The organism is Nereida sp. NH-UV-3 (assembly GCF_042939535.1).
In the GTDB taxonomy this organism is placed as follows: domain Bacteria; phylum Pseudomonadota; class Alphaproteobacteria; order Rhodobacterales; family Rhodobacteraceae; genus Nereida; species Nereida ignava.
The window spans coordinates 2,198,927-2,217,188 of sequence record NZ_CP132157.1; the positions used below are offsets into that span (position 1 = coordinate 2,198,927).

Sequence of the window (18,262 nt, forward strand, 5' to 3'; positions counted from 1 at the left end):
GGGGCAGGGGTGATGAAAGCATTGGTCTACGAAGGTGTTGAAACTGTCGCTATGCATCAGGTCCCCACCCCTGTTGCTACCGCTGGTGATGCCTTGATCAAAGTTGCGGCATGTGGGCTGTGTGGCTCGGATATGCATGCGTATCTGGGCCATGATGCGCGCCGCCCCGCACCGTTGATCCTTGGGCATGAAGTAGCGGGCACTGTTGTTGATGGTGACATGGATGGGCGGCGTGTGACGGTAAACCCGCTGGTCACATGTGGTGCGTGTGAGGCGTGCCACAGTGGGCGGACTAATCTATGCGCTGAACGTCAGATCATTTCCATGCCACCCCGCCAAGGTGGGTTTGCTGAGTGGTTGACGATGCCCGCGCAAAATCTGATTACAGTACCTGATCATGTAAGCCTTCCCGTGGCCTCGCTGGTAGAGCCGCTTGCGTGTGGTTGGCATGGTGTACGGCTCGCCGCCGAGGCGTTGGGCCGTAATCCTGAGACAGGTTGCAAGGGTCTTCGCGCGGCCGTGTTGGGCGGTGGTGCGATTGGCGTTGGTACTGCGCTGGCATTGCACGCTTGGGGTGTTCGCGACATTACCGTGGTTGAGCCGAATGCAATGCGCCGCAGCGTTTTGAAGAATCATTTATTCGACATGACGGTTGAGTCTTCTGCAAATGATGTGGGCGATGTGGATATTGTGCTTGATGCCGTTGGTTTCGCGGCAACGCGCGCCACGGCTTGCGCGATTGCGCGGCCCGGTGGCGTGATCATTCACATCGGGTTGGGCGAAGACACCGGCGGTCTTGATGTGCGGCGTCTGACGCTTCAAGAAATCCGCTTTATTGGGACTTACACCTATACCGCTGCGGATTTTGAGGCCACGGCCGAGGCACTTTTTGCGGGCCGTTTGGGTGATTGTTCATGGGTTGAGACACGGGGCTTGGCCGATGGTGCCGCGGCGTTTGCTGATTTGCGTGCGGGCAAAGTTGCTGCGCCTAAAATTGTGCTTATCCCATGATGGACCAAACTGTTCACAGTTATGAAGACGCCCGCAGGATGGCTCGCAAACGTCTGCCTTGGATGGTTTTTGACTATATTGATGGCGCTGCGGGCAATGGTGAGGGCGAGGCGTCTAACCGCCGTGCTATGGCAGATATCCACCTACAGTCACGTGTGCTGCGCGATGTCCGTCACCGTGATTTAAGCACCACTGTCTTTGATCAACGGGCCGAGGTTCCCTTCGGCATCGCTCCGATGGGCATGTGTAATTTATCCGCGCCTAAGGCTGATGTTTTTCTTGCCCGTCAAGCCGCCAAAAGTTGCGTTCCGATTGGTGTTTCTACTGTTGCTTCAACAGATATGGAGACAATGCTGACACTGTCAGAAGGGCACGCGTGGTTTCAGCTCTATTACAGCGGCGATGGCTCTGGGACTATGGCGCTGGTCGATCGAGCGAAGGCAGCGGGATATCAAACTTTGGTGCTGACCCTTGATGTGCCAGAGGTTGGCCGCCGTCCGCGCGAGTTGCGCCGCGGTTTCAAGATGCCGTTCAAAATTGGCGCATCGCAGTTCATTGATTTCGCGCTGCACCCACGGTGGTCAATCTCAACGTTAATCCATGGCCGTCCCGAAATGGCTAATTTTCAACGGGATGGGTTTACATTTGATCGCACCGAAAGCCGCGCGGGGGCTGATTGGGAAACACTTAAAAAAGTGCGCGACGCGTGGCCGGGTAGGCTGGTGGCCAAAGGTGTCGTCAGCGTTGAGGATGCCGTTGCTTTGAAGGCGGCGGGTGTCGATGCGGTCCAAGTTTCGTCACACGGGGGGCGTCAGCTGAACGGCGGTGTGCCGCCCATTTTGGCCCTTAAGGCCATTCGCGACGCTGTGGGGCCTGCGTACCCGCTCTTTTATGACAGCGGCGTGCGATCGGGCGAAGATGTGGCCAAAGCGTTGCAGCAGGGCGCTGATTTCGTTTTCTTTGGCCGTGCAATGCAATTTGCAATTGCCGCAAACGGAGAAGCAGGGTTGCAGCAGTTTTGGGCCGGTGTCAGTAGCGATTTATCCAGCGCAATGGCGCAGATGGGTCACTGTGACATTGCATCCCTCAAGGCCAGATAGCTTGCTTTTGGCGTACGCTCCAGCGTGTCAAAATCCACATGAACAAGTCCGAAGCGCTCTGCATATCCAAAGGCCCATTCGTAGTTATCCATCAAAGACCAAAACGTGTAACCGCCAAGAGGAACACCTTGTTCCATTGCTGATTTTGCGGCCAACACATGCCCGTTTAAGTAAGCAACACGGTCTTGGTCGTTAAGCGTGTGTTCGCCCGCCATGCCATTTTCGGTCACATAAAGCGGTAGGTCTTTGGTATAGGTATCCGCGATCCATTTCAGCAGTTTGGTCAGGTGGTCGGGGTGGATTTCCCAGTTCATGTGGGTTTTATCCGCGCCTGTGCTAACGGCTTCACAAGATGGCCACGGCCCGTCTGTTTCGCGAAATGCTTTGGCGGTGTAATAGTTGACGCCGACCCAATCGAGAGGTTGTTGAATGAGAGCCATATCGTCTTGCCAGCCTGCGGGCAGATGCGGCCCAAGACCTTCCAAAACTTCTTCGGGGTACGTCCCCTCAAAAATGCCCTGCAGGAAAAAGCGGTTGTAAATTGCCTCATACCGCGAGGCGGCACGGGCACTTTCAACGCTGTCGTCTGCGGGCATTGTACCTTCAAAGTTGAACACAATTCCTACGTCTTTGACGCCGTTTTGTCGCAGCACCTGCACGGATTTGCCATGTGCCTTCAGCACGTGGTGCATAGCGCGCGCGGTTGCCTTTATATCTTGCAAGCCCGGCGCGTGGTGCCCTTCAAAATGGGACAGCCAACTGACGCACCACGGCTCATTGATGGTGGCTGTCGAAAACAACCTGTCGCCCAAGCGCTTTGCGATGACGTCGGTGAACTCCGCGAACCAGTCCGCGACGTCAGCATTTTGCCAGCCGCCCAATGCGTCAAGGGCAGCAGGCATTTCCCAATGATAGAGGGTCGCCATGGGTTTGATGCCGCGCGCCAGCATGCCGTCGACCAAGCGCTCATAAAAGTCCAAGCCTTCTTGGTTTACCGTACCGCGCCCCTCGGGCATGACGCGCGCCCAACTGGTGGAAAAGCGATAGCTGTCAAAGCCCGCAGCTTTGATCAGATCAAGGTCTTCTTGCCAGCGATTGTAGTGGTCACATGCAATGGCTCCGTCGGTGCCATCGAGGATTTTGCCGGGCTTTGCGGCAAAGGTGTCCCAGTGGGTCGGGCCAGCGCCGCCGAAGCTGTGACCTTCAATTTGATAGGATGAGGTTGCAGTTCCGAAAATAAAATCTTGCGGAAAGTCAGAGCGTTTGAATTTCATCATCTTTTAAGCCTCGCGGCGGGGCATGCCCGCCAAATTAGGTCCCGTTGATCCGCCGACAACCAGTTCGGCTTCCCATAATTCTGTGACGACTGGCGCATCATCTGCGGCTTCAATCCGGTCGATTAAAAGCGTGCCACAGCGCCGTCCCGCATCGCGCACAGACGAACGGGTTGCGGTGAACAAGGGTGCGCCGCTGCCGTTTGGAAAGTATGACAGGGCGTCATCAAAACAAATAACGGAAAGGTCTCGTCCGATTTTGAGGCTCAGCTCATGTGCGGCCCGTTGTATTCCCAACGCGGGGATCAACGCCGATGCCACAATTGCTGTAGGCGGTGCGTCCAGCGTCATAAGCTGCCGTGTGGTTTCAAAGCCGTAAGGTTCTGACATCTCATTGCTGTGCATAAGCGACGGATCAATTTCCAGTCCGCGCTGCTCGTGGGCGAGGGTGAAACCTTCGCGTCGGCGGATCGCAAAATCCATATTTTCGTCACCGTTCAAAAGCGCAACGCGTGTATGCCCCAAATCTAGCAGCAAATCCGTCGCACGCTTAAAGGCACTGCGGTTGTTCACATCAAGCCAGCTGTAGGGCTGTTCGCAATCGCTTGAGCGGCCATGCACGATAAACGGTACATTGAGATCATTTAGCAACTGAATGCGCTGATCATCCCGTGAGGGGCCGTGCAGCATAAAGCCATCAACTGCGCCATTACTGGCCAGCCTTTCGTAGGTTGCAAATTCGTCTGCGTCCTCGACTGTTACCATGCGCAGGTCATAGCCTCGCTCCGAGTAAGCCTCACCTGCACCTGCGATAAAATCTGCGAAAATCGCGTTGACCAATTCGTGCCGCGCGGTGCGGGGAATAACGTGCCCGATAGACATAGCGCGGCCTGTTGCAAGCGCTTTTGCGCGCGAGTTGGGCAGGTAGTTATGCTCTTTGGCTGCGGCAATAACGCGTGCGCGGGTGGATGCTTTCACATCCGAATACCCGTTCAATGCGCGGCTTACAGTTGTTTGTGACAGGCCCAGAAGGTCCGACAGTTGTTTGAGGTTCATGGGCTACTATTTTCCAAAAGCGCTTTGGTAAACAATAGGCAATTTCTTTCCGTGACGTCAAAGCCAATAATTGGGCTTAGCTGAAAAGGATATGTTTACTTGACATATTTTTACACTTAAGTGACCCTCGACAAATCCAAAGCGCTTTGGAAAAAGATTCGACAGCGCGATGGTTGGGCGTCTGGATGGGCGCTCAATTGGGAGAAGGGTGACCGCGAAGAGCCGCGAGCGCCAACACGTATTACATTTGGTGGGCCGCTACGGTCTGCCGCTCAGGGAGAGAAAAATGAAAACAGCACTTTATACATCAGCTGCTTTGCTTGCGTTGAGCACGGGAGCGTTTGCTGCCGGTCACTCCGCATTCAAAGTGGGCGAGGGTGATTTCTCGTGGGACAGCTACACCGCATGGGCTGCGCAAACAGACCTTGCTGGCGAAAGCGTCACAATTACGGGTCCATGGACGGGCGCGGAAAAAGAAAAAGTTGAGAAAGTCCTGGAGTTCTTCTCATCTGCTACGGGCGCTGAAGTCAGCTACTCTGGTTCTGACAGCTTTGAGCAAGACATCGTGGTTTCCGCAAAAGCCGGTTCAGCGCCAAACTTGGCAGTATTCCCACAGCCCGGTCTGGCGGCTGATTTGGCGGCGCAAGGTCTGTTGTCACCACTGCCAGCTGGTTCGGGTGACTGGATCAAAAAAAACTACGCAGCGGGTCAGTCGTGGGTTGATCTGGGCACATACGCAGATGCGAATGGCAACGATGAGCTGTTTGGCATGTTCTACCGTGTCGATCTGAAATCACTGGTTTGGTACTCACCGGATGCGTTTGATGAGGCGGGCTACGACATTCCACAATCAATGGAAGAGTTGAAAACACTTACAGATCAAATCGTAGCGGATGGCGGCACGCCTTGGTGTATTGGTCTGGGATCCGGTGCGGCTACTGGCTGGCCTGCGACAGACTGGGTTGAAGATATGATGCTTCGCACCACCTCGCCCGCAGATTACGACGCGTGGGTCGCAAACGAGATGAAGTTCGACGATCCAAAAGTCATCGCTGCTATGGATGAGTTCGGCTACTTCGCACGTAACGACGCCTACGTAGACGGCGGCGCCTCAGCGGTTGCCAACACAGACTTCCGCGACAGCCCCAAAGGCCTCTTCTCGATCCCGCCAAAGTGCTACATGCACCGTCAGGCATCATTCATTCCAGCGTTCTTCCCCGAAGGCACTGAAATGGGCGCAGATGCAGACTTCTTCTACTTCCCTGCGTACGCCGACAAAGACCTCGGCAAGCCAGTTCTGGGCGCGGGTACGCTCTTTGCGATTACAAACCCATCCGCTGGCGCAAACGCTTTGGTTGAGTTCCTTCAGTTGCCAGTCGCACACGAGTTGTGGATGGCACAGGGTGGTTTCTTGACGCCACACGCCGGTGTGAACACCGCCACATATCAAGACGATACGCTACGTGCGCAGGGTGACATCTTGTTGGGCGCGACCACATTCCGCTTCGATGCATCAGACCTGATGCCGGGCGAAATTGGTGCGGGTGCGTTCTGGACAGGTATGGTTGACTACACAACAGGCGCATCAGCCGCCGACGTTGCAAAAGGCATCCAGGATCGTTGGGACGCGATCCAGTAATACTACCGAGTGTGCTTGCCTATTTTTGAGCACAACTAAGAAGACTGGCGTCGGACTTACCTTGTCGTAGGGTCGACGCCAGTTCCCACTTTCTCCGCCACACATTTTCTTGGGATCCTCGCTATGACACCTGCGCTTCAAGGATTGCTTACAATTGCCATCGGCGTTGGTGGATGTGTTGGCTACTTCTTTTTATCGAACCTGCTTTTGGACCGTGTGATTTTTCCAGCCAAAGGTGCTGCGGCGGGGCGTAATATCACCCGCGCAAATCTGGTCCGCCCGTGGCTTTTCTTGATGCCAGCGTTGCTCGCCATGGGTCTTTACCTTGTCTATCCGGTCATCGGATCGTTCTATCGCTCAATGTTTAATCGGTTGGGTGATGAGTTCATCGGTTTTGGCAATTACCAAGTTATGTTTGCAGACAGCACGTTTCAGACGGCGTTGTTCAACAACTTCCTTTGGGTGTTGTTCGTGCCTGCTTCGGCCACATTCTTGGGGTTGTTGGTGGCGCAGCTGACGGATCGGCTGTCATGGGGCAATATCGCAAAATCGCTGATCTTCATGCCCATGGCGATTTCGTTCGTGGGAGCCTCGCTGATCTGGAAATTTGTCTATGCCAACAATCCCGACATTGGCCTGATCAATGCCATCCGTTTTGCATTCGGCGCGACCGAGGCGATGGATGTTTTGCAGCTCAACTTTTGGAACAACTTCTTTTTGATGATCATCTTGGTCTGGATCCAGACGGGTTTTGCGATGGTTATTTTGTCGGCGGCTTTGCGCGGCATTCCTGAGGAAACTATTGAGGCCGCCATTTTGGACGGGGCCAACCCGTTTCAGATTTTCTTCAAGATCAAGATTCCCCAAATCATGGGCACCATCGTCGTCGTCTGGACAACGATCACGATCCTTGTGCTTAAGGTTTTTGACATCGTTTACACTATGACAGGCGGTAACTTTGGCACAGAGATTTTGCCCAGTTACATGATGTCTTACATGTTCCGCGATGATGGTCGCGCTACGGCTGTGGCCTTTGTCATCATGCTGATCGTGTTGCCCGTGATGATCTGGAACATCCGCCAAGCACGGAAGGAAATGCAATGACCAGTATTGCCGGTTCACGTTCTGCCCTTGCTTGGGCGGTTAATATTTCTGTTGTTGCATTGGTTGTACTCTGGCTGATCCCGACGATTGGCCTGTTGGTATCGTCGTTCCGCGACCGCGATCAGATTAGTGTTTCTGCGTGGTGGAATGCGCCTTTTCCCGTTGAGCAAAATTATGCGGTAAAAGCTGACCTTGGCACAGCTACGCAAACCGACGCGGGCTTTGTTCTAAGCGGCAATGTTTTCGGCGAAGGGACGGGTACTGTCACACAATTTGGTGGGCGGCGTGCTGCACCAACCGCGTTTGATGTGGGCACTGTTGGGGATCTTCCCCGCGACCGCAAATTGCAGGTCAACGCTGATGGCTCGTTCGAATTCATATTCCCCGAGTTGCCGCGCCGTGATCCGTCGATCTATTTTGCAGCTGCGTCGCCGCCGTCTTTCTCGCTTGTGAATTATGACATGATCCTGAATTCGAATGGCATGGCGCAGGCGTTTATCAACACGCTGACCGTGACCATTCCCGCGACAATAATTCCAATCTTGATCGCAGCTTTTGCGGCGTATGCTTTGGCATGGATGGATTTTGCGGGCCGCGGATTTTTGATTGCGGTAATCGTCGGGCTGTTGGTTGTACCGCTGCAACTGGCGCTTGTGCCGCTGTTGCAACTACATAATCAAGTTGGCATCGGCCAAAGCTTTTTGGGCATATGGATGGCCCATACGGGCTTTGGGTTGCCGCTCGCGATTTATTTGCTGCGCAACTACATGGTTGGGTTGCCGCGCGACATTATTGAAAGCGCCAAAGTTGACGGCGCGACTGATTTCCAAGTGTTCACCAAGATTGTGCTGCCCCTGTCGTTTCCGGCGTTGGCCAGCTTTGCCATTTTCCAATTTCTGTGGACATGGAACGATCTGTTGGTGGCAAAAGTATTCTTGCCGTCCAATTCTGAATCTTGGGTAATGACAGTCAAAATCGCCGATGACCTTTTGGGTTCGCGCGGGGGTGATTGGGGTATTTTGGCGGCTGCGGCATTTGTATCTATCGCCGTACCGCTTTTGGTTTTCTTCACAATGCAACGCTATCTGGTGCGCGGTCTGTTGGCCGGCTCCGTAAAATAATCGAGACAGACGACTATGACTTTGAACGCTGACAAAGATTGGTGGCGCGGTGCCGCTATCTATCAAATTTATCCTCGCAGCTACCAAGACAGCAATGGCGATGGCATTGGTGATCTGAACGGGATCACATCGCGCTTGCCCTATATTGCAAGCCTCGGCGTTGACGCGATTTGGATTTCGCCGTTCTTTACATCGCCGATGAAGGATTTCGGCTATGACGTCTCAAACTACTGTGACGTGGATCCGATGTTTGGTACATTGGCTGATTTCGACAAGATGATGGAAACCGCCCACAGCTTGAACCTGCGGGTGATGATTGATCTGGTGTTGTCTCACACATCCGATCAGCACCCTTGGTTTGCACAATCTCGCGCGGACAAAACAAACGACAAATCCGATTGGTACGTCTGGGCAGACCCCAAGCCTGATGGCACGCCGCCCAATAACTGGCTCTCAATCTTTGGTGGGCCGGCATGGCAGTGGGATACGCGCCGTGAGCAATATTATTTGCACAACTTCTTAACCAGCCAGCCGGATTTGAACTTCCATAATGAGGACGTCTGTGACGCGCTTTTGGATGTGACCCGTTTCTGGCTTGAGCGCGGTGTTGATGGCTTCCGCCTTGATACGATCAACTTCTACTATGCGGACAAAGAGCTGCGCGATAACCCTGCGCTGCCCGTAGCGGAACGCAACGCGACCATTGCGCCGTCCGTGAACCCATACAACCATCAGTTCCATAAATATTCTAAGAACCAGCCTGAAAACCTCGCGTTTTTGGCCCGGTATCGGGCGCTTTTGGATGAATATCCCGGCAGCACAACAGTGGGCGAAGTAGGGGACGCACAGCGTGGCTTGGAACTGCTGGGCGAGTATACCGCCGGCGATAGCCGTGCGCATATGTGCTACGCGTTCGAGTTTTTGTGCCCTACAACTTTGACTGCCGACCGCGTCGTTGAAACCCTGTCCAAAGTCGATGAAGTTGCACCGGATGGATGGGCGTGTTGGGCGTTTTCCAACCATGACGTGAAACGCCATGCCACCCGTTGGGACCTTAGTGATGCGGCTTATCGGTGCTACGCGTCGATGCTGATGTCCCTGCGTGGGTCTATCTGCCTTTATCAAGGTGAGGAACTGGGCCTGCCCGAAGGCGATGTGGCGTTTGAGGATCTGCAAGATCCCTACGGCATCGAATTTTGGCCCGAGTTTAAGGGCCGTGATGGATGCCGCACCCCGATGGTTTGGGAACGTTCAAACGCTTCTGGCGGGTTTAGCAGCGGCGCGCCTTGGTTGCCTGTTATGTCAGACCATTTGGCGCGCAACGTTGAGACCCAAGAGGCGGATGCCGACGCGCCTTTGCACCATTACCGCCATATGTTGAATTTCCGCCGTGCGAACCCTGCTTTGGTCAGCGGTGATCACGCAGAGCTGAAGGCCAAAGGCAATGTGCTTAGCTTTACCCGCACGCTCAACAAAGAAACCATTTTCTGCGCGTTCAATCTGTCTTCTGATGGCGCGAGCGTTGCGGCCCCGTCCGGCAATTGGCAGCCTGTTGACAGTGCGCTGAGCACAGGCACGATGGATAATGGCACGGTCGGTCTTGGGCCTTGGCAGATATTTTTTGCAACGTTGGATAAGTTAAGGTGAATAAATGGCGGATTTAAAACTCACAGACGTTGCCAAGACCTACGGCAATGCGGTCAATGTGCTGAACGATATCAACCTTGATATCGAAACGGGCGAGCTCATTGTTTTTGTTGGTCCGTCTGGCTGTGGCAAATCCACGCTGCTGCGTATGATTGCGGGGTTGGAAACAATCTCGGGCGGTGAGCTGTTGATCGACGGGGAGCGCATGAATGATGTGCCCCCCGCACAGCGTGGCATCGCCATGGTATTTCAGTCTTACGCGCTTTATCCGCACATGACTGTTCGCGACAATATGGCGTTTGCTCTGAAGTTGGCCAAGAAAACGCCTAAGGAAATCGACGATGCAGTGAACCACGCGGCCCGTGTGTTGCAGCTTGAAGATTACCTTGACCGGTTGCCAAAAGCCCTTTCAGGTGGGCAACGCCAGCGGGTGGCGATTGGTCGTTCGATCGTGCGCGACCCCAAGGTATACCTGTTCGATGAGCCGCTTTCTAATCTTGATGCCAGCCTTCGTGTGGCGACCCGTATTGAGATCGCGCAGCTTAAAGAAAGCATGCCGAATTCAACGATGATCTATGTGACTCATGACCAAGTTGAGGCGATGACCCTTGCTAGCCGAATTGTGGTACTGGCCAATAAAGGCATTGCGCAAGTTGGTACGCCGCTTGAGCTTTATGAGCGTCCCGAAAACGAGTTTGTGGCGCAATTCATCGGCTCGCCCGCAATGAACCTTTTGCCCGGCAAAATCACTAAGACCGGAAGCCAAACAGAAGTGTCGTTAGACGGCGGCGGTACGGTCCTGAGTGACGTGCCAACGACCGATGCGCAGGCGGGTTTGGGTGTAAACGTTGGTGTCCGGCCCGAGGATATGGTCCCTACCGAAAGTGACGCATATGTTTTTGAAGGACGGGTTAATATTGTGGAGGCCCTGGGCGAAGTGACCCAGCTTTACTTTGAGCCAGTCTCCAAGGACGCCTCGCCGGTCATTGCCAAATTGGCAGGCATTCATCAAGGGCTGCGCGGCCAGTCTTTGCGCCTTGCAGCGCCTGCTGCAAAGACACATTTGTTCGCTCAGGGTCGTTCTCTTTTATATCCGGCGTAGTGCACGGATATTTTGTGTAGGGTACGGGGCGTGTGTCGGCGATAACTCGCCACAGATTACTGGCCAAACGCTTATGACCTGTTAGGGATAGAAGGGTGTGCAGCATCTTTGTTGCGCGCCCTTTTTGCATTTTATTGGATGTCGCAAATTGATGGCTGTTTGGGTGTGATTATGAAGCGTTCTTTTTTGGTTGCCGCTGCTGCATCTGTTTTTTGTGCGCCCGCGATCTGGGCTTTTGATCTTTCGGTCAGCGTCGAAGGTGACGATGATGATCTGACCAAATCAGTGCGCGCGGCAACGCTGTTGCGCGATCTGCGCAATCGTGATGCAAACAGTGCCCAAGATATTTTAGGGGCAGCGCGGGCTGATTACGCACGTGTTGTGTCCGCCCTTTATGAAAACGGGTTTTACGGGGCAGAGGTGTCGATCAAACTTGATGATGCTGAGGCCGCAGGCATTCCTGCCGCTGTTGCGCCGCCCAAGATTTCTGAAGTGCAAATTACGGTAAACCCTGGGCCAAGTTTTGTGTTGGGCCAGGCTGATATATCTCCAATTGCGCCCAAAACTGATGCTTTGATTGGTTTCGAGACCGGCGCACTTGCCGCCCTTTCAAGCATCCGAACTGCCACGGAGCAAACCATCGAAGGTTGGCGCGCAAGGGGGCATGCCAAAGCTGATGTGGCGCGCCAATCAATTACCGCGCAGCACAATGAGGCCGTTCTTGATGTGGCTATTGTTGTCGACAAAGGCCCTTACCTCACGTTCGGGGACCTATCACTTTCGGGTGCATCCGCTGTGCGTGCGGAACGGATCAGGGCAATCGCGGGTCTTCCAACTGGTGCGGGTTTTGACCCGATTGAGGTGGAGTTGGTGACGACACGTCTGCGCCGCGCAGGTGCTTTTGACACCATCGCACTTGTTGAGGCGGATAACGCAAATGACGACGACAGCCTTGATTTTGCCCTGCAAGTAAACGACCGCGCCCCGCGCCGGTTTGGTTTTGGTGCCGAACTGTCCAGCCAAGCGGGGGCCGAACTAAGCACTTTTTGGTTGCACCGTAATCTTTTTGGCGGTGCAGAACGTCTGCGCCTTGGTGCGCGCGTGTCAGGCATTGGCGATACAGGCAGCGGCGAGGACTATGCACTAAGCGCGGAGTATAACCGCCCCGCCACTTTCAACGAAGACACGGATTTTTTTGCAAATGGCGCACTCGAAGCGCTTGATACAGCGACGGTAAATGTTGACCGTTTTGCTCTTGAGGCCGGCATTCGCCGTTACGCGACGCCAAAGCGAACTTATACTTTTGGATTGGGACTTGAGCGCGCGAGCACAATTGATGCGCGCGGCTCCGAGACCTATACACTTCTTACTGTGCCCTTGTCCGTGACTTTCGATTACCGCGATGAAAAACTTGATCCCCGTGACGGATATTTTGCAGATGTTGGGCTGACGCCTTATCTTGGTTTGGACGATACCACCGATGGGGCGCGGTTCTCATTCGATGGGCGGGCCTACAAAACAGTTGGGTCCGAGCGGCCTGTGACTTTTGCGTTGCGTGCCCAAATTGGCGCGTTGATCGGACCCTCCATCGGGGAGGCGCCGGCTGATTTTCTCTACACTTCGGGCGGGGGCGGAACTGTGCGCGGCCAAGATTTTCAATCATTGGGCGTACCCGTCGGCGGTGGCTCAACGGCGGAAACGGGTGGCAAATCTTTCTTAGGTCTGTCGGCCGAAGCGCGTTTTCGGGCCACGGATACATTGGGCGTTGTTGGGTTCATCGACACGGGCACCATCAGCGAAGAAAGCACGCCCAGATCAAAGGGTGAAAGCCACAGTGGCGCGGGTATTGGTCTGCGCTATGACACGGGTATCGGGCCTATTCGCGTGGATTTTGCAGTCCCAATTGACCGACCGCGCCCAACGTCTGATTTCCAAATCTACATCGGTATTGGACAGTCGTTTTGATGGGCTTGGGTTTGAGGAAGTGGGGCCTAAGCGGCTGGCTATTCGCATCTTTTCTGGCAATTTTGGTCGCATTTAGCGCGCCGCTACATGCCCAGACGTCTGATGGGGATCGCGGATATCTGGCTGGATTATTGGAAAGCAGTTTGGGCGGCGAGGGCCGCGAGGTCACGATCCGCGGTTTCAAAGGGGCGCTATCAAGCGAGGCTACCATTGATGAAATCGAGATCGCGGATTTTGATGGCACTTGGCTGCGGATTTCAAACGCAACGCTAATATGGAGCCGCGCTGCGCTTTTGTCAGGCCGCATTGATGTGGATACATTGGCCGCTGAAAAGATCGAGCTATTCCGCTTGCCCAACGCCGAAGAAAGCGGATTACCAGCTGCAGAGGCCACGCCGTTCCGCTTGCCCGAACTACCCGTTTCCATTGAAATCGGCAGCCTTACAGCCCCTGACATCACTCTGGGTGAGAGCGTTTTGGGTGCACCTGCGCGTCTTTCTTTGTCGGCCCGTGTTTCGTTAATCGACGGTGCAATCGATGTGATATTCAACGCCGATCGTACAGATGGGCAGCGCGGCTCGTTCGAGGGGGCCGTTACATATGCCAACGAAAATGCTGTTTTAGGTATAGATTTGCAGTTGGCTGAGGGGGAAGGCGGCTTGGCGGCCAAGGCATTGAACCTGCCCGAAAGCCCATCGATTGATCTTACAATTCAAGGTGCAGGCCCACTGGATGCGTTCGGCGCAAGTTTAGCCTTGGCCACAAACGACACTGAGCGTCTTCGGGGCAGTATTACCTTAAATGCGGTTGGACAGACGCAAATCACTGAAAGTCTTGAGGTGGCGGGCAGCGCATCTGATTTGGCCTTTGTGGCGGATGTTGCAGGTGATGTCGCGCCCCTATTTCTGCCGGAATATCAGACGTTTTTTGGTGATAGGGTTTCTCTTAAAGTCCGCGGAACGCGGCGTGCGAGTGGCGCGGTTGAACTTGATACTCTGAACGCGAAAACCTCGACCCTTGATCTAGGTGGATCGTTGCGCCTGAACACGGCTTTGTGGCCAGAATTTATTGACCTAAATGGTGTCATTGAAACATCATCTGGTGCTCCAATCTTGCTGCCAATTGGAGGTGTTCCCACAACTGTTGGTAGGGTGTCTTTGGATGTTGATTACGACAGTGCCAAAGCGGACACATGGCGAGCGCGTATTGGTGTTGGACGTTTTGTGCGCGATACAGTTTCTGCGCGGCGGTTGGGCATCGAAGGTGGTGGCACACTTGTTCCGGCAGGTGCATCGATTGGCAGCATCGCTGGTATCTTTGCTCTCGAAGCGCTGGATTTAGACGTTGGTGATGCTGGCCTTAACGACGCTTTGGGCGAGACAGTCCGGGCATCCTTTTTCACCGAATATACCCAAGGGCTACCTTTCGAGTTAAGCAATTTGACCGTGGACGGTGATGAGTACGGACTGCGTGGAACTGCGCGTGTCAGCGGCCTTGATAATGCGTTTGAAACCGCTTTTGACGTAAGTGCACGCGCAGATAATTTGGCGCGGTTCAGCGCCGTCTCTGGCATGCCCCTTTCAGGTGCTGCGGCATTTTCAATAACTGGGAATGCAGACGCAGGTGGGCGGTTTTCTGTTTTAGCACAAGGCACTGGCCAGTCTTTGCGTATCGGTGAGCCGATGGCAGATGCTTTGTTGCGTGGGACCAGCGAGATCAGTGCAAACTTGAGCCGTGATGAGGCAGGAACCCAACTCGAGAAGTTTTCCCTTAGCAACCCGCAACTCTCGGCCGAGGCCACAGCATCGCTTTCAAGCACAGTCTCCTCGGCTAATTTTGACGCCACGCTTGCGGACCTTGGCCTGATCATTCCGAACGTCTCTGGCCCACTTACCGTGACTGGCTCGGCAGACAGTGCTGGTAGCGATTGGGAGGTCACCACCGCGCTTTTGGGACCTGCTGGAGCCCGCGCAAATACTCAAGGATCGGTCAGTCGAAACGGTATTGCTGATCTGGTAATCGACGGGACAATTCCGCTGCAATTGGCCAATCCATTTATTGAACCGCGCACTGTTCAAGGGCGCGCCGACGTGGATGCGCGGCTGCAAGGACCATTGGGGCTTGCTGCTTTGAGCGGTGTGATCGATCTGAATGATCTGCGTGTCTCTGCACCAAGCGTTGGTATCGCGCTGACACAAGGCGTGGGGCAAATTCGGGTCTCTCAAAGTACGGCACAAGTTGAGCTGCGCGCGCAGGCCTCTACGGGTGGTGCGGCGCAGGTTGATGGCGATATTACACTTTCAAAGGGGCTGGGGGCGCAGCTGGATATTCGCCTTGAGAATGTTGGTGTTCTGGACCCAGATCTTTACCGCACACAGGTTTCTGGTGTTCTTGATGTGTCAGGACTGTTGGCGGCGGGCCCGCGTATTTCGGGCCAATTGATGTTGGGGAAAACCGACGTCACGATTCCCTCTACTGGTCTTACGTCTTTCGGGATTGTCCCTGAGATTGTTCACCGCGGTGCTTCTGCGGGTGCGGTGGCCACCCAGCGTCGCGCAGGACTTAGCCGCGCGGATGCGCCTTCCCAAAGTAACTCACCATTGCAACTGGACATCAGCATTGATGCACCGCAACAAATTTTTGTTCGGGGGCGCGGCCTGGACGCGGAACTTGGCGGGCAATTGCGCATTCAAGGCTCGCCTGATGCGCTGGTCTCTGTGGGTCGGTTTGATTTGTTGCGCGGACGTCTTGATTTGCTAACAAAGCGGTTCGTGCTTGATGAGGGATCGGTGCAGCTTATCGGCGATTTTGATCCGTTCATTCGATTTGTCGCCTCAACAGAAACCGGAGCGGGCACAGCAAGCGTGATCTTATCAGGCCGTGCAAGTGATCCTGAAGTGACCTTTGAGGCGACCCCCGCAGCAGCCCCTGACGAGGTGCTTGCACAGATATTTTTTGAAAAAGGCGTGGATCAGCTGTCCGCATTCCAAGCGCTGCAGCTTGCCACGGCTGTGCGCCGTTTGCAGGGACGCGGCGGCGAAGGAGTGGTCGCCAAACTACGGCGTGGCCTTGAGTTAGATGACCTTGATGTGTCCACTGATGAAGATGGTAGCGTCGCGGTCCGCGCGGGAAAATATGTTTCCCAGAACGTCTATACCGAGGTGGAAGTGGGTGATGAATCCGCAGTTTCCCTCAACATTGATCTGACGCGTAATCTGGTTGGTCGGGGCAGTGTGAGTAGTGACGGCAAGAGCAGCATTGGCCTGTTCTTTGAAAAAGATTACTAGGCTGACCATCCCAGATGTGGGCCGCAGTTACACATTTTTGTCATTCCTTCGTGCCAAGAGTTGCATCTTTAACGGGTTAGGGGCACTGAAATGCCAGTCTTTTGAAAAGGGTGCCCATGCTTGATGCGCGTATACGTCCGCTGATTAACCCTGCGCTGAACGCGGTGGGGCGTACGCTTGCTGCGCGTGGGGTTACGGCCAACACGGTGACGTTGGTGGGGCTTGGGATTGGGGCCTTAGCTGCTACTGCAATCACTTTTGGGGCTTTCTGGACAGGTCTTATCTTGCTGTTAGCGTCGCGTATCGCGGATGGTTTGGACGGCGCGGTTGCGCGGGCGAGTGCCAAAACCGACTTCGGTGGGTATCTCGATATTGCCTGCGATTTTCTCTTTTACGGCCTCATTCCAATGGCCTTTGTTTGGCACGATCCGTTGGCGAATGGTCCTGCGGGTGCATGGTTGCTGACGAGTTTTTATTTCAATGGCGCCAGTTTTCTTGGCTATGCGATGTTGGCAGACCGCCACGGCAAGAGCACGTCGGCGCAGGGTCAAAAGTCATTTTATTATTCTAATGGCATTCTTGAGGGGACCGAGACGATTGTGTTTTTCGTTCTTCTTTGTCTGCTTCCAACTTATTTTACGATTGGCGCGTGGCTATTCGGCGGGCTGTGTTTTCTGACAGCAAGCTTGCGTCTTAGAGCTGCGTCACTGATATTCCTGTCACATACAAAGGACTGATTAATGAATATACTCCGCACCGCTGCGCTGGCATTTTGCGCGTTGAGCACCACAGCCACTGCTCAAACTGACCCCGAAAACTGGGATGCTGTGACTGGCGCGGCCAATGGCCAAACGGTTTATTGGAATGCATGGGGCGGCTCTACGCAGACCAATGATTTTATTGCATGGGTCGGGGAGCGCGTATCCGAAGACTACGGCGTTACACTTGAGCACGTAAAACTGTCCGACACTGCGGATGCGGTTTCGCGCGTTCTTGCCGAGAAATCAGCGGGCCAGAATGAGGACGGCGCGATTGATATGATTTGGATCAACGGTGCCAATTTTGCTGCGATGAAAGATGCAGATTTGTTGTTCGGCCCCTTTGCGGAAAGCCTGCCGAACTGGGCACTTGTCGATGCGCAAGGCAAATCTGTCCAGTCTGACTTTACGGTTCCTACCGACGGTATGGAGAGCCCATGGGCAATGGCGCAGGTGGTTTTCATCCATGATACCGCTGACTTAGCTGCGCCTCTTGGTTCAATGGAGGCTATTCTGGAATGGTCGTCTGCGAACCCTGGCCGCTTTACTTTCCCGCAACCACCGGACTTTTTGGGCACGACATTTCTCAAACAAGCGCTGATTGATTTGCTGGACGACACAACTGTGCTGAGCGCGCCAGTTGGCGATAATTATGATGAGGTTACTGCACCGCTGTGGGACTTTATGGACGCGCTCACGCCGACTTTGTGGCGCCAAGGCAAAGCGTACCCCCAAACCGGACCGCGCCAATTACAATTGATCGCTGACAACGAAGTCGATCTAGCGATTTCGTTTTCGCCCGGTGAAGCCTCTGCGGCGATTGCAAACTTTCAACTACCAGACACTGCGCGTACGTTCGTGTTGGACAAAGGCACGTTGGGCAATGCATCTTTTGTAGCCATTCCCTACAACTCAGGCAGCTCCGAGGGCGCAATGGTAGTTGCGAACTTCTTGATGTCCGCCGAAGCACAGACCCGCGCACAAAACCCTGATATCTTGGGCTATGGCACGGTATTGAATATGGATGCGCTTAGCACGGATGAGCGCGCTGCATTTGACGCGCTTGACCTTGGCGTGGCCACTTTGTCGCCAGCGGAACTGGGCACAGCCCTGCCGGAACCACACCCAAGCTGGGCTACACGCTTGGCTGATGATTGGGCCGCGCGTTACGGTGTTGCGCAATAAGTATGGGGTGGAT

General features: G+C 54.4%; 13 protein-coding genes. 11 read left to right on the forward strand and 2 right to left on the reverse strand.

Features of this window, described 5'->3' with window-relative positions:
• The first annotated feature begins 12 nt into the window (after nucleotides 1–12).
• Together NeNHUV3_RS10860 and NeNHUV3_RS10865 are read left to right on the forward strand one after the other, a co-directional pair.
• The gene (locus tag NeNHUV3_RS10860; RefSeq protein ID WP_391483248.1) at nucleotides 13–1,011 is read left to right on the forward strand and encodes an alcohol dehydrogenase catalytic domain-containing protein; all 999 of its coding nucleotides are present in this window, start codon (nucleotides 13–15) and stop codon (nucleotides 1,009–1,011) included.
• Nucleotides 1,008–2,111: an alpha-hydroxy acid oxidase gene (locus NeNHUV3_RS10865; protein ID WP_391481394.1), complete on the forward strand. Its 1,104-nt coding sequence runs from the start codon at nucleotides 1,008–1,010 to the stop codon at nucleotides 2,109–2,111. Before NeNHUV3_RS10860 ends, NeNHUV3_RS10865 begins: the two co-directional genes overlap by 4 nt.
• Here NeNHUV3_RS10865 and NeNHUV3_RS10870 read toward each other — a convergent pair.
• Both NeNHUV3_RS10870 and NeNHUV3_RS10875 read right to left on the reverse strand, forming a co-directional pair.
• Complete coding sequence (locus NeNHUV3_RS10870; protein ID WP_391483249.1) at nucleotides 2,078–3,385, reverse strand: GH1 family beta-glucosidase; 1,308 nt, start codon at nucleotides 3,383–3,385, stop codon at nucleotides 2,078–2,080. The genes NeNHUV3_RS10865 and NeNHUV3_RS10870 overlap by 34 nt on opposite strands.
• Nucleotides 3,386–3,391: 6 nt before the next feature.
• Nucleotides 3,392–4,441, reverse strand: coding sequence for a substrate-binding domain-containing protein (locus tag NeNHUV3_RS10875; RefSeq protein WP_391481396.1), 1,050 nt, complete (start codon nucleotides 4,439–4,441; stop codon nucleotides 3,392–3,394).
• Between the two features lie 286 nt (nucleotides 4,442–4,727).
• On the opposite strand from NeNHUV3_RS10875, the gene NeNHUV3_RS10880 reads away from it, so the two are divergent.
• The 9 genes from NeNHUV3_RS10880 (at nucleotide 4,728) to NeNHUV3_RS10920 (ending at nucleotide 18,249) form a co-directional block, all read left to right on the forward strand.
• Nucleotides 4,728–6,080 (forward strand): ABC transporter substrate-binding protein, encoded by a 1,353-nt coding sequence (locus NeNHUV3_RS10880; RefSeq protein ID WP_391481398.1) that lies wholly within the window; start codon nucleotides 4,728–4,730, stop codon nucleotides 6,078–6,080.
• Nucleotides 6,081–6,203: 123 nt separating this feature from the next.
• The gene (locus tag NeNHUV3_RS10885; protein WP_334066538.1) at nucleotides 6,204–7,184 is read left to right on the forward strand and encodes a sugar ABC transporter permease; all 981 of its coding nucleotides are present in this window, start codon (nucleotides 6,204–6,206) and stop codon (nucleotides 7,182–7,184) included.
• Nucleotides 7,181–8,305 carry a carbohydrate ABC transporter permease gene (locus NeNHUV3_RS10890; RefSeq protein ID WP_334066539.1) on the forward strand — a complete coding sequence of 375 codons (1,125 nt, stop codon included), beginning with the start codon at nucleotides 7,181–7,183 and terminating at the stop codon, nucleotides 8,303–8,305. The genes NeNHUV3_RS10885 and NeNHUV3_RS10890 overlap by 4 nt, the downstream gene beginning before the upstream one ends.
• A 15-nt stretch (nucleotides 8,306–8,320) precedes the next feature.
• Nucleotides 8,321–9,952, forward strand: coding sequence for an alpha-glucosidase (locus NeNHUV3_RS10895; protein ID WP_391481400.1), 1,632 nt, complete (start codon nucleotides 8,321–8,323; stop codon nucleotides 9,950–9,952).
• Nucleotides 9,953–9,956: 4 nt separating this feature from the next.
• Nucleotides 9,957–11,054 (forward strand): ABC transporter ATP-binding protein, encoded by a 1,098-nt coding sequence (locus NeNHUV3_RS10900; RefSeq protein WP_391481401.1) that lies wholly within the window; start codon nucleotides 9,957–9,959, stop codon nucleotides 11,052–11,054.
• Between the two features lie 171 nt (nucleotides 11,055–11,225).
• Nucleotides 11,226–13,019, forward strand: coding sequence for an autotransporter assembly complex family protein (locus NeNHUV3_RS10905; protein WP_391481403.1), 1,794 nt, complete (start codon nucleotides 11,226–11,228; stop codon nucleotides 13,017–13,019).
• Nucleotides 13,019–16,306 carry a translocation/assembly module TamB domain-containing protein gene (locus NeNHUV3_RS10910; protein WP_391481404.1) on the forward strand — a complete coding sequence of 1,096 codons (3,288 nt, stop codon included), beginning with the start codon at nucleotides 13,019–13,021 and terminating at the stop codon, nucleotides 16,304–16,306. The genes NeNHUV3_RS10905 and NeNHUV3_RS10910 overlap by 1 nt, the downstream gene beginning before the upstream one ends.
• A 116-nt stretch (nucleotides 16,307–16,422) precedes the next feature.
• Entirely contained in the window at nucleotides 16,423–17,043 is a 621-nt protein-coding gene (locus tag NeNHUV3_RS10915; protein ID WP_391481406.1) for a CDP-alcohol phosphatidyltransferase family protein, read from the forward strand.
• A 3-nt stretch (nucleotides 17,044–17,046) separates the two neighbouring features.
• Nucleotides 17,047–18,249, forward strand: a complete 1,203-nt coding sequence (locus tag NeNHUV3_RS10920; RefSeq protein WP_391481408.1) for an ABC transporter substrate-binding protein — start codon at nucleotides 17,047–17,049, stop codon at nucleotides 18,247–18,249.
• Nucleotides 18,250–18,262: the final 13 nt, after the last annotated feature.